The sequence below is a fragment of the Flavobacterium denitrificans DSM 15936 genome, assembly GCF_000425445.1.
In the GTDB taxonomy this organism is placed as follows: Bacteria; Bacteroidota; Bacteroidia; order Flavobacteriales; family Flavobacteriaceae; genus Flavobacterium; species Flavobacterium denitrificans.
Genome location: NZ_KE384377.1, coordinates 928818 through 942867, shown reverse-complemented (window position 1 = coordinate 942867; position 14050 = coordinate 928818). Strand labels below are relative to the sequence as shown.

The following is a 14050-nucleotide window of genomic DNA, read 5'->3' as shown; positions in this document are numbered from 1 at the left end:
TTTAACCCTGCAGATAATCATTCTGTTTTCAATAAATTTAGTAAAAATCAACATCAGTTATATAATATAACCTTTTCGGTCAAGTAAAGATGCAGCCATGCCAGAAAAAACACAAACCAATACCGACAGATGGTGTATTCTAATACCGATTTTTGCTCCAATAGAGATTCCTGCCAGAACCATACTGCTGGAAGAAGGCAGTGTTTCAAAAACAATGTTTTTCATTGAAAAAGGATGTCTTAGGACCTGTACCTAAATCATACAAGTCATCCCACAACATTACATTGCTTCCTATTTTAGGCATCACATCTATATCGCTCATCAGGGTTCTCAACAGGCGATAAAAACTTTTTTTTAAAACAATTGTTATCGATAGTCTGTCTAGTGATTTGCTAATTTTGCGGTTTATCCTTACAGAAGAAAATTACAGAACCATGATACACGCTTTTAGAACATTAGTCAAAAAAAGACACCGATCAATAAAATAAAATCTGTTCTTAATTCAAACTTACAGGACATACAGTCAAATTTTGACCTCGAAGATTTCGATAAAATTCTGCGGATTGAAAGCAGAAAAAAAATAACTTATAATAGATGACTATTTAGCGGAAACATATTACTATTTAGCATTAGCATACAAAAAAGAGAGCAATATAAGTTTGTTCAAAGATTTTTTTAAAAGGCAAAGATTTTTATAAGAAAGGATATGCAATTAAAGAATAATTACACTTATCCCTTGATAAAATTTACTATCAAGAAATAGAAAAATTGTTAAAATAATTTCTTGCCTGATTCTGAAAATAACATGACAAAAAGAATCAGCGAAGCCGATCGAGAAGTGAGCATTATGATTCAAAATATTGTAGCTACAGCAGTGAGGACTATCAAAAAAAAAAAAAAGAATATAACCTAACTACGAACAAACTATTGATTGGCAGTAATTTCGATTTGTCCCGATAGCATTATTAAAAAAAGGCCATCCTAAGATGGCCTTTTATCACAATGGAAAATTAATAATTTTTTGTAACAGTGTAAGTTTTTGCAGTGAAGTCAACTACAATAGTATAGTTTCCTGTTGTTACAATTGGAATATTCGTGCCGCCTGCATCTAAAGTTCCATCACTTCCATTATCGCCGTAATTTGTTGCCCAGTCATCATCTAATCTAAATTTGATTTCCCCCGCGGCTAAATCCATCGTGATGGAATATTTTTTAGAAGCTGAATTATAATTTAAGTCAGCATCGGCTGTCCAACCGTCACCACCTGTTGTTGCTGCCGTCGCGCTACCAATTATGCCCCAGTTTGGCCATGCAGGGTATGGCGTTACGGTGATAGTGTAAAAATTAGATGTTTGCGGCAGTGCGTTAACTGCACCGACTGTAGATCTAATTCGTACATCCAGCTTTCCTTCGACAAAAGATGTAAGCCCAGCATTTAAAGCGACGGCATTTAATTCTTCAACTGTAAAGCTTTTAAATGTAGCGGTGGTTACACTCGCTATAGTAGGATTTTTAAAATCGGTACCAGCTTTTGCCACTTCAATTGTATAATTAATAACTGTTTCAGTTCCCTCATAATGTGCTTCATTCCAAACAAAAGTAGTCGCTAAGCTTGTAGCATTGGCATTTTCGAGCACAATATTAAAATTAGATTGCGGAGTGAGCAGTACTGGCGCAATCCCCTCAGTGATTACCGGTCTGTTTTCAACATCATCAGCATTACATGACACTATTAATATGGCAATTAATGCAGCCAGAATTTTATATATATTTTTCATTTTATTATCTTTTATATGTTAGTTATATCCAGGGTTTTGTTTTAAAGTCGGGTTAGCTTGAATGGTTGTGCTGGGAATTGGCATAATATCTCTGTAGGATTGTGTAGAAGTCCCATTTTGAATGCCTCCCTTCCATTGCCATAGTTTACTTGAACCGGTAAATTTGTCAAATCGAATTAAATCAGTTCGCCTGTGGCATTCCCAAAACAATTCTCTTGCCCTTTCCGCAAGAATAAAATCTAATGTTAAATCGGAAGTTGAAATACTAGTTGCATTAGCTCTTTTTCTGATTTTATTCACGTAACCTAAAGCTGTTTCGATATTGCCGTTTGATGCACCTCTTAAAGTTGCTTCAGCATACATTAAATATGCATCTGATAATCTAAACATCGGAAAATCTGTATCTGGAATATCATTTCTTTGCGCTGCGCTTCCATCAGAATTTACATTAGTGTACTTGGTAACTGCGTAACCGTTTGAAAAAGCACCTACGTTAGCAATATCTAAGGTTTGTCCATTGGTATAGAAAGTGCCTCTGACATCTCCAGTAGCATTTTCATCGGGAAACAATTGAACAAATTCTTTTCTTGTTCTGATGCCTGACCAGCCCCCATCCATCCCTTGGGTCGCGGCATCCATTGTTCCTCCTATAGAAGCGTGCAAAATGAAGCTCATACCTCCGCCTGTAGCTCTAATAGCATTACCGTCATTGATCACCGGGAAAATAAATTCATTTTGCGCTCCATTGACATTATTGTCAGCTGCAAATAAATATCGGTATGGCACATCTGCAAAACTGTAAGCTGAATTAATAACATCATTGCAGGCCGCTATTGCCTCATCATTCTTTGCCGTTCCGCTATATACTTTTGCATTAAGATAAATTTGCGCCAATAAAAATTTAGCAGCTGTTTTATCTATTCTTCCGTATTCATTTGCTCTTGAAGCGGCAAGGCTTTTGTCTAAATCTTTCAATTCGGATTCAATGAATGCAAAAACTTCTGCTCTTGCTTTTTGTTCGGGATAGAAAAAACCAACTGGGTCCTTCTCCGTGATAATAGGCACATTACCAAAGAGATCCATCAAATTATAGTATGAAAATGCTCTTAAGAAGCGGGCCTCTGCCCTAAAGGTGGTAATTTCACTTTTCAGGCTGGCATCAACACCTCTTTCTGCTAATTTTTCATCTGTGGTTTGCCTTAAAAATTCATTAGCAATACTAATATGGTAAAAAGCTCTGGAATACAATCCATATAAGAATTGATTATTGGTGCTCCACGTCTGAAAATTTAATGCTGGCAGACCATCATCTCCCCACGATACAATAGCTTCGTCCGTTGTAAACTCTTGCATTGCAAACAATAACCTCAAATAGCTGCTAAAATCTCCTCCAATTCCAGCAATATCAGCAATTCCATCACCATCATTTCCTCCGACATATAAACCTGCATACAGCTTAGCCAATCCTTGTTTATAGGATGAGGGGTCTTTAAAAAAGGAATCTGATAAAAATTCATCATCGTCTTTTGGGGTCACTTCTAGGTCGCTTGTACACGAAGTAAGCACCATATTTAATCCAAAAATGAATAGAAGAAAATAAGCTATATATTTAAATGATATTTTCATTTTTATTTTTTTAAAATTTGTTCATGAATGTACTATTACAAATTGGCATTAACTCCAAAGAAGTAAGTTCTGGCTCTTGGATAAACATTACCATCAATGCCATTAAACTGTTCAGGATCCAAACCGTCGTATTTTGTGAAAGTCAAAACATTTTGAACTCCTGCAGAAAATCTCAATGCGGCAGACTTTAATATCTTTTTCCCTAATGCATAGCCTATTGTCAGGTTATCTAATTTTATGAAAGATGCATCTTTTATGAAATAATCAGAATAGTTGCGTTGGGTTCCATTTGAATTAGTTTCAGCATCAAAACCCGTGTTATAATAATCTATAGTAACATTGGCCAAATCAGTTTCTCTTCTTAAGCCTGCCTGCAGGTATCCTTTATCAGAGCTTATATTGTCAAAAACATAATTTCCTAAACTAGCTCTCCAATTCATTGTAAAATCAAAATTTTTGTAATTCAATGTGCTGACAAAGCCAAACGTATAATCCGGTGCCGCTTTGTGAAGCCTGTAACGGTCCTCGGTGTTAATTTGCCCGTCTTTATTTCTATCTGCGTAAGCTCCTTGGATCGGTCTTTTATTTGCATCATATAGCTGCTCATAAACATAAAAGGTATTGGGAGCAAATCCTACAGAGTTAATTTGTATCTGATTACCATTACCACCTGCAATACCTCCAGTGGTATATCCTTGAAAACCCGGAACAGTAAAGCCTAAATTGGTTATTTCCTGTTTAATATAAGTTGCATTAAAAGCTAAATTCCAGTTTAAATTATCATTTTTTATAATGTCTGATTCGATGCTAAATTCAACACCATCTGTCTTTACGCTGCCTACGTTAGAAAAACCCTGATTTCTCATATTCGCGCCATCAGGATAAGCAATAAAAGCTAAAAGATCATTTGACTTTTTATTAAAATAGTTGATGGATCCTGTTATTCTATTATTGAATAATCCATAATCTAAACCTATATTGGCTTCAGCTAATTCTTCCCATTTAATGTCTGGATTATAACCTTCAGTTCTTGCTACCCTGTAGATAGTGTTTCCAAAAATATACTGAGAGTTCACCGTGCCCAAAGTCACTCTTTTTAGATAATCGTACGAAGCACTAATATCCTGCTGTCCAGTCTCACCGTACCCTAATCGTAATTTAAGATTTGATAAAGCACTATTATCTTTCAAAAACGACTCACTTGAAATGTTCCATGCGAAAGCAGCGCCTGAAAAATTACCCCATCTGTTTTTTTCAGAAAAACGCGAAGTACCGTCTCTTCTATAATTCAATGTTAATAAATACCTGCCATCATATCCTAGATTTACACGACCAAAGTAAGACTGCAAATTAATATCTGGATCCGTTTGAACATCAGGCTCAGTACCGGGAACTCTTATATTATTAGTTGTAAATCCTTCTCTTTGAAACATTTGATAGTTATAGCCTGCCGTAACATCAGTTTTAAACTTTCCTAAATCTTTGCTATAATTAAAATAGGCATTTAAGTTTTTATTTTGGCGCGAGTCCGTATAATGCGTATTTCCTCCTTTATTCACCCAATTTCCTGAGCTAAAAACATTAGGCTGATATCCAGTGGCACTTTCAGTGCTTATATCTATAAATCCGTTGCTATCAAATTTATCAATGCCCAATTCAAGCACAGCCCTTAAATCTTCAAAGAAATGCAAATTATAATCTAACCTTACATTTCCCCATTTTCTAGTAGAGGTTGAACTGTTGTTCGTCTGATCTAATAAAGCCACAGGGTTCCTTCCTGGCAATAAGGGTAAATTGCCATTTGCTTCTAACCATTCGAAATATCCGCCATAACGAGATCCCGTCTGGTATACTGGCTGCGTAGGATCAAATCCTATTGCATTGCCAATCACAGCGCCTTGATTTTGAAATCTATTTTTACCAAAAGACAAATTACCGTTAATATCAACTTTTAAATGGTTATCAAATAAAACAGGATTCATAGTCAATGAAGCAGTAGTCCTCTCAAAGCTTGTATTTTTTAATATTCCAGGGTTGTTTGTGTTGCCTAAAGAAAGCCTAACAGGAAGCTTGCCAAATAGTGCACCGCTTGCGGATACATTATTGTTGGTTGTCAGTACAGTATGAAAAATTTCATCTTGCCAATTTGTATTGGCAGTGCCTAACAATGCCTTCTGAGCTGCTGAACCTTTTTCATTTACTAAATTCCGAAATTGATCAGCACTCAATACATCGACTGTATCAGCAACAGTATCCACGCCGGTTTGAGAATTGAATGAAACCTTCATTCCAGCCTTAGAGCCTTTCTTTGTTGTAATTACAATTACACCATTTGCAGCCCTAGATCCATAAATTGCAGCCGCAGATGCATCTTTTAAAACTGTAAACGACTCAATATCATTAGGATCTATTGTAGCCAAAATACTTGTAGCTCCGTTAGGTACCGCATTACTAGTGGGAAGTCCGTCTATTACAATTAAAGGTTCGTTTGAAGCATTTAACGATGAGCCTCCTCTAATTCTAATGTCCGCTTTTGCTCCAGGCGCTCCTCCGCCTGTTATATTCACGCCTGAAATACGGCCCTTAATTAAACTCTCAGAAGTAACGTTAATCCCTTTATTAAAGTCTTTTGCTGCAATTTGTGAAACAGAACCTGTTGCATCTTTTTTCTTAACAGTTCCGTAACCTACCTGAACTAGAACTTCTTTGAGCTGGTTTGCATCTTCTTCTAAAAAAACATTTAATGTTTTTTGTCCTGTGTAATCAATGGTCTGGGTTTTGTATCCAATGAAAGAAACAACAATTTTGTTTCCGCTTCTAACATTTGACAGTTGGAAATTACCGTCAAATCCCGTAGATGCACCGTTTGGAGCACCTTGTACATTTAAATTTACTCCCGGTATTGGCTGACCCGTCCTTTTGTCAGCAACAGTACCGCTTAACGTGTTCTGGGCTAATACTGTAAAAGGCACCAATAGGAATAAAAATAACAACTTTCTGTAAATTGTTTTCATAAGTTTGGTTTAAATAAGTTTGGTTGTTAGTAATACTGTTTTTGCAAAATCGCTATGATCTAAGGAGAGATTATTTCGATTTCGCTGACACAAAATTATGAAGCGTTTAAAGTCTTAATTTTGACAATAAAAAAAATGTAGCTAAACGAGTTGTTACATACACGCAAACACCTTAAAAACAAACAATTAACACCATTTAACACCTGTAAAAAGTAGTACCTATGTAGTAAAAAATCAGATTTGAGCTAGGCAAATCGCATTTGCAAAAAAGTTAGTTTAACATTAGATTTATTACGCTAGTAAAAATTGTTAATTCTTTAATGCTCTGCGCTTCAATCGAAATATTTTAAATTAAAATGCCTTAAAAAAACTAATTGGTTTGATCTCTCTCAATAATCCTGAAGGCACAAAATCTAATATATTTTGTAGAAGATTTTCTGATTTGATCCTTAAGTGTTGATAATGCAGAATATGCAGGAAGATTTTTAATTCTGCCCACCGCCAAAGGTTTGTTTCAATAGTTTTTTCTTGCTAGGAATCTCCAAAAAAAAAAGTCACAAAACAGGAAGGAGAAACTTTAAGTTATCAGCCTAAATACGCAATTACAGATCAGAAATTGAATTTTCAGAGTAGCATCCTTGCCGAAATGGCGGGATCTTTTGAGGCTGATATACCGAATATATCTTTTAATTGTGAATATGATCCGCTTTTGAATGCTGATGGCTAAAAAGCCATCTATCATTAAAAACTTGAAGGAGACTAAACTTATAGGAATATTCAGCACCATAATCGTTGGAGGCTCAACTGAAAGAAAGCATTCTAGGAAGCACTTATGGGGATGCATCTTGGAATTGAAATTTTCCGAGTTGAAGTAAAAAGAATATGAATAGGACTGTTTGCACAATGAAGATAAAAACCCCTCAAATTGCTTTGAGGGGTTTAGGGATAATAAAACAGCTTTGATTTTATTTAAACAATTAAATAGGTAAAATTAATTTCCAAAGTCATTAGTCTCTATTTCAATTCAATAATACTTATAGCATAACCGCCTCCCGGAGCAGTATATTGCGCTAATTTAGATTTACTATCAACTTTTATCTTTCGAATAATATAAGCCTGCGGATTGGTTTTGTAATGCGCTTCTTTTGCATCTGCATAAATGGTTGCTTGGTAATTTTTACCTTTTTTTAGGAAATCCAAAGTAATAGATGAAGTTCTTGATTTTTCACCATTTACGTTACCTATAAACCAATCCTCCGTTCCTTTCGCTTTTCTTGCAACTGTGATGAATTCTCCAGGGTCAGCTTCTAAATATTTACTCTCACTCCAGTCTACAGCAACATCTTTAATAAATTGGAAAGCATCTGGAAAACGCTCGTAATTTTCCGGCAAGTCAGCAGCCATTTGCAATGGGCTGTACATTGTTACGTACAATCCTAATTGATTTGCCAAGGTGCTGTTTAAATGCGAATTGTTTTCTGGATTAATTTTGCTGATATTCATTTCAAAAATTCCAGGAGTATAATCCATTGGGCCGCCAATTAATCTGGTAAATGGCAAAATTGTAACGTGATTAGGCTTGGATCCCCCAAAAGCCTGGTATTCTGTTCCTCTAGCCGATTCATTTCCAATTAAATTTGGATAAGTTCTGCAAATCCCTGTTGGACGAATCGCTTCATGTGCGTTGACCATGATTTTATAGTCTGCCGCTTTTTCAATTGCAAACTGATAATGATTGACAAGCCATTGATTATAATGATTTTCACCGCGCGGAAGGATTGGCCCCACATAGCCGCTCTTTACAGCATCATAACCATTGTCTTTCATAAAACGATAAGCTTTGTCCATGTGACGTTCATAATTGCGTGTAGAGCCGGAAGTTTCGTGATGCATGATTATTTTAATCCCTTTCGATTTGGCATACTCCTGAATTCCTTTTACATCAAAATCAGGATAAGGGGTTACAAAATCAAAAACATAATCTTTAGACTGGCCAAACCAATCTTCCCAGCCTTCGTTCCAACCCTCTACCAATACCGCACTAAACCCATTTGCAGCTGCGAAATCAATGTATTTTTTTACATTAGCCGTATTGGCGCCATGTTTTCCGTTGGGTTTAGCTTTTGCATAATCGGTAAGCCCTAATTGCACTGTTGGATATTCATCGGTATAGGCCCAAGTGCTTTTCCCTGTAATCATTTCCCACCAAACCCCAACGTATTTCATTGGTTTAATCCAAGAAGTATCCTCGATTTTACAAGGATCATTTAAGTTCAAAATCATTTTTGAAGCCAAAATTTCCGTGGCATCATCACTTGCCATAATAGTTCTCCAAGGCGATTGGCAAGGTGCCTGCATATAGCCTTTATCACCTTTGGCGTCTGGCGTTAACCACGATTCAAAAACCATATTCTTGTCATCCAAATTCAAATGCATACATGAATAATTAATTAAGGCGGCTTCATGCAGATTGATAAAAAGCCCATCTGCTGTTTTCATCATCAGGGCCGTCTGGACTCCTGTCGGCGAAAAAGATTGCTGCGAAACATTTTCGGTAGTGGCTTTTTTAGTCAAACCTCTTATTTCAGACAATTTAGAAGTCGTATAATCGTATTCCTGAGTATCATAATCTCCTGGAATCCAGAAAGCGGTATGGTCTCCATTCATTGCAAACTGGCTTTTTTCTTCTTTAATAATAAAATAAGTTAGATTTTTTTGCAAAGGAAATTCATAGCGAAAGCCTAAACCTTCGTCAAACAATCGGAAACGGATAACCAGCTGTCTATCGGTTCCTTTTTGGTTTAGGGTTACCGCCAATTCATTATAATGGTTACGAATGCTGGCTACTTCTCCCCAAACTGGCTTCCAGTTTTCGTCAAAAGTACTCTTGGCAGAATCAATAACTGTGAAATCATTCAGTAATGATTTTGAATCATTTTTCAGCTCCAATCCCAGTTTGCTCGGCTTAATAACTACCTTGTCCTTATAATTCAAGCTATAAATGGGTGTGCCATCACTTTGTAAAGAAAACTTCATTTGAAATTTTTGATTGGGAGATTTTAATTGCTGCGCCAACAAGCTATTAGATGCCAGGCATAGCAAGGTCAATAGTAAGAAATGTTTCATTTGAATTGAGTTAATAAAATTAATGGTTTGTTTTAGCTTTTTTAGTTCCATCAAATTTAAAGCGTTTTTTCGGCCACAATTCTTGCTATGATGGTTTGGTAGCAAAAAGTCAGCCCTAAAAAGCATAATGAATTTATTTTAAATAACTTAACGATACTTAATCCTACGAAAAAGTAGTAATTTGGTAGAATAATAAAAGCCTTTTTACTATAAGAAGAGTAAAAAGGCGGCAAATTTTAAAAAAAACTATATATTAGTCTCTATTCGCATCACATTTGCTTCAAATTTATCCCGAGGACCTAAAGCTTTATTTCTTAGTTTGGTTCTGTAATTATAAATCGTAGATAAAGAATAGCGCAAAAAATCCGCAATTTTTACACTATCTGAAATTCCTAGTCGGATTAAGGCATATATTCGCAATTCAGTATTCATCAACTCTCCGGGTTTTATTTTAATACACTCATTATCAATAAGCAATTCATTAAATTCTTCAATGAAATTTGGAAAAAGAGACAAAAAAGTCTTGTCAAAATTTTTGTAAAATTCTTTTAATTCCACTTCAATGAATTCTTTAGATTTCACGGCTTTGACTAATTCGGCTGTTTTTCCACTGGAAAGAATAACATTCAATCTACGCTGATATTCCTCTAACTTGCTAATATATAGCGAGCACTGATCCATATAACGCCCAATGTAAATTTCCTTAACCAAATTAGCCTCTATAAGCGTTGAGTTGGCATAATTTAATCTTTCATTAAAACTGTTCAACTCTTTATTTAATTCAACGAGCTTACTGTTGGCCAAACTAATTTCCCTTTTGGCTACGGATTTTTTTTTCATCTCTTTAAATAGCAAAACCAAAGCAACCATTAACAATAGAGATAAAATACTCACACTTATTAAAAACATTATCAATTGCCAACGGTTGGTTTCATTCTGTTTTTGATAAGCTAGATCGATGATAGACAGCATTCTAGAAATTTCGTAGGTCCTCAAACGGGCATTGCAAAAAAGCGCATCTTCCAAAGAGCGTTGGATATATTTATAGGCCCGGTCTACATCATCTTCTTTATACATGATAAAAGCCAAAGATCGAAGTGAAATGTATTCCCTTTTATCTAATTTCAAATCTGAAATTGCCGATTTGATTAACCACTTTTTCTCCTGATGGAAATTTTTCTTCTTTTGGTAGGTTCTAGATATAATATAGGCTACGATTGCTCTATCAGGATCATTTTTATCCATTTTATAAAAATAATCGTGTAACATTTGAAGGGTCTTGTCATATTGCCTTTTTTCAAACAAAATATTCGCTTGAGTAATAACATTCGATTTTGACTCGTACTTAAAAACGGAATCCCGAAACTGTTCGCTCAATTGTTCGTAGCTTTTTTTTTCCTGTTTGGAGGCGGCATATATGGACATATACAGATACAGCGAACTATGTACGCCGTAGTAGAAGCTTTTAATTTCAGGCGTAGAATGTATATCGATCCCTTGCAAAATATCGGTTTCTTCTTTATACATCCCCAAAGTTCCCATAATAGATGCTAAATTCAATTTTGCAGTATTAATTTTGGTTAAATCCTTTAAGATGTTAGCTGCTATTAAACTTCTACGGGCATAATTTAAAGCTGAATCTGACTGATAAGCCCTGTATTCATTATATAACTTTTCAAATATCTCATATTTCTGAACGTTCGTAGAAGTTAATTTCTTCAAACTGACAAGTTTACTTATTTCAGTTTCCTTTTTATTATGATAGATTTCTCTTTTATCAATAGCAGCATCTAATTCATCTAACAATGAATTAATTTCATCTTGAGAATATAGTTGTGCAGGAAGGCAGATAATAAGGAATAAAGTCCAAAATTTATTCATTCTGTGTTTATTTTGTTTAGATTAAGTTTATAGTTTAATATTATTATCTTGCATTATGAAATCCAACAAAATCAAAAGTTGTGGCTCAAAACGCATCATCATGAAAAGATTTTAAGGATTGATCACTACATAAAAAATCTGCTTGATTTCATCCCCCTGACACAGAAGCCAATATCGTTGAGCTCCAATTCCGGCGAAGGCCAGGTTAGTGTCGCATTATATCGCCAGTGTCCTTCAGCGGCCTTTCCTGCTTCAATCTTTCCTCCCGTCCCCGTAAGTGACGTTCTGCTTTTATCAACAGAAATATAATCAGCATCTACTCTTTGAAACAAATGTGAAATTTCTCTCTGCGTGTTCGTAATCGATTCTCTTGAACCTAAGACATGGCTGGAGATTGCATTTCCACCAATAAAATATTTCCTGTTTTTCCAATTGTGCTTGAAATCCAATCCGCCGGAATACGCTGCTTTTCGCAAAAGCAGAAATTGCGGTTCATCCGTATTTCTGCTGGTTGCCGTTACAATTGCTCCCAAAAAACTATTTCGGCCGTTAAAATCCTTTTAACATAACCAACAAGATTATTGGTAAGCGGTTCTATATGCACTTCTTGTCGTTCTTGACCACTATCGATTTTGACATACTAGTCTGTCATTACACTTTCCAGAATACCGAGAGACCAACCGTTCTTTAAATTAATCACTCTTTACTCTCGATATTTATGGCAAATGAGAACCCCGGTCTTTTATCATGGTAGCTGTCAGTATTAACGTCAACCGACCGCCATCAAAGCCATCACTTCTCGACAAACGTTTTATGATTATCCGGTTCATTACCATATTATCTAAAAGCAAAGTACAGGAATTTGGAATCACAGAGTATTTTAGATTTCGTCTGCTCTGTTGGCGGTGTATTCTCATCAGAAAGATTTCCTATAAAATCTGTTTGCCCCCTCAATATCCAAACAGGCATCGTGTTCCTAATGATTTTATGGCATTAACTTTCTTTTCGATTTTGGAAATATCCTATCCTAAACAAATAAAAAGAGAATAGGAATGCCAGAAAAAAAACCGCATTTCATTGTATAGCCGTACAATTTTATTTGGGTTTAAATTATTTGAATTTTGGGTATGAATTATTTCTTGATTTTAGCCCAATTGCGTAACAATTCCCGTCAGCGCTTCCAAAATAAACAGTGTTATTGGAAATAAAAGGAGAAGAAACAATGGAGCCCAATTTATAAAATTGATCCATCACGGTTTTATTGACATCGTAAAAAGAAAAATCAGCCCCTTTGGCAGCATAAGAAAAGTCAAGGAAGCCATTATTTAATATTTCAGAGGCATATAACATTCTGCTATCTGTGCTGAAACAGTTCCATTGCTTGCCCGAAGATTGAACGTTTACTGCAAAGAAATTACCGGTAAAATCTCCAAAGTAAGCCGTATCACCAGCAATCGCCGGAGAAGAATATACATAACCGTTTGCTTTAAACTTATATAATTCTTTTCCACTTTTTGCATCCAGGGCCAACAGTGCAAAAGTGTCGGATGTGCCGACATACAGAACGTCATTCGCTACAACTGGCGAACTGATAATCCAGGAATAAGCCGCGTCATACTTCCAAACCAATTTTCCGGTTTTGGCATTGAGCGCAAATAAAAAAGGATCACGAGCGCCAAAATAAACCATATCATTAGCAACTGCTACGCTAGATTCAATTCCTTTAAAGCCCAATTGCATTCCTGTTGCAAATTTCCATTGCATTTTTCCAGTCTCTGTATCTACGGCATACAGATTAGCATCCCAACTACCAATATAGAGTGTGTTCTTATACAGGACAGGACTGCAGTGAATCGATCCTTTTGCCGCAAATTTCCATTCCAACTCTCCTGTATTTGCATTGAGTGCATATACATTCCCATCACTGCTGCCAAAGAAAATTCTTGGATTTTTATCGTCGGGTTTTATAACAGGAGAGGACAAAAAGAAATCCCACAAATCATCCATGCATTTGTCCACAGGCTTAAAACTCAGAAAACCTATTTCGTCAAACCACTTTTCTCCACCTGTTTTGAATTTCCATTTCATATGACCTGTGTGGATATCAAGAGCATAATAGTAGCCATCAAAACTTCCAATATAGACAGTGTTTTTGAAAACTGCCGGAGAGCTGTGTACCGCACCTCCCGTTTTAAATTTCCAATGTGTTTTGCCCGTTTTCTGATTGATAGCATAAAGATTGCCATCCTCACTACCTATATAAACAATACCATTATAAACAATAGGTGAAGAAAATATTTTTCCACTTGTTTTAAAAGCCCATTTTAAATCGCCTAATAGCATGTGTTTATCTCCGTTAAAAACGCGATTTTGAAATACACTTACAGTTGTGTTTTTTTTCTGCTGTCCAAAAACTGGTAAACTGCTTATTCCAAAAAGAATTCCTATTACTGCAATTAAATACATTGGCTTCATGCTCGGTTTGGTTAGTTTTTTTTTATGACTTGTAGAATTTCTAGCATTTGCAATAAATGCTAAAGACATTAAAATCAAGAAAAAAAAGATTTTTTTTTTCATCTTTGGTTATTTTTTAAGTTAGTTTTTGAACGAAAGTTATTTTTCTTT

The 14050-nt window shown here is 35.6% G+C and carries 8 protein-coding genes; all 8 read right to left on the bottom strand.

Going from position 1 to position 14050, the window contains the following annotated elements:
• Positions 1-57: 57 nt before the first annotated feature.
• The 8 genes from H600_RS22960 to H600_RS0115980 all read right to left on the bottom strand — a co-directional run bounded on the left by H600_RS22960 (position 58) and on the right by H600_RS0115980 (position 14002).
• Entirely contained in the window at positions 58-225 is a 168-nt protein-coding gene (locus H600_RS22960) for a hypothetical protein (protein ID WP_157509937.1), read from the bottom strand.
• Positions 226-1010: 785 nt separating this feature from the next.
• Positions 1011-1778, bottom strand: coding sequence for a SusE domain-containing protein (locus H600_RS0116010; protein ID WP_026729738.1), 768 nt, complete (start codon positions 1776-1778; stop codon positions 1011-1013).
• Positions 1779-1796: 18 nt separating this feature from the next.
• Positions 1797-3404, bottom strand: coding sequence for a RagB/SusD family nutrient uptake outer membrane protein (locus tag H600_RS0116005; protein WP_026729737.1), 1608 nt, complete (start codon positions 3402-3404; stop codon positions 1797-1799).
• A gap of 35 nt (positions 3405-3439) precedes the next feature.
• A complete protein-coding gene (locus H600_RS0116000; RefSeq protein ID WP_026729736.1) occupies positions 3440-6418 on the bottom strand; it encodes a SusC/RagA family TonB-linked outer membrane protein in 2979 nt (992 codons plus the stop codon).
• A gap of 1014 nt (positions 6419-7432) precedes the next feature.
• Positions 7433-9544 (bottom strand): glycoside hydrolase family 97 protein, encoded by a 2112-nt coding sequence (locus H600_RS0115995; RefSeq protein WP_026729735.1) that lies wholly within the window; start codon positions 9542-9544, stop codon positions 7433-7435.
• A 246-nt stretch (positions 9545-9790) separates the two neighbouring features.
• Positions 9791-11425: a DUF6377 domain-containing protein gene (locus H600_RS0115990; protein WP_026729734.1), complete on the bottom strand. Its 1635-nt coding sequence runs from the start codon at positions 11423-11425 to the stop codon at positions 9791-9793.
• 125 nt (positions 11426-11550) lie between these two features.
• Complete coding sequence (locus H600_RS0115985) at positions 11551-11958, bottom strand: hypothetical protein (RefSeq protein WP_026729733.1); 408 nt, start codon at positions 11956-11958, stop codon at positions 11551-11553.
• 577 nt (positions 11959-12535) lie between these two features.
• Positions 12536-14002 (bottom strand): outer membrane protein assembly factor BamB, encoded by a 1467-nt coding sequence (locus tag H600_RS0115980; protein ID WP_239457777.1) that lies wholly within the window; start codon positions 14000-14002, stop codon positions 12536-12538.
• Between the last annotated feature and the right edge of the window lie 48 nt (positions 14003-14050).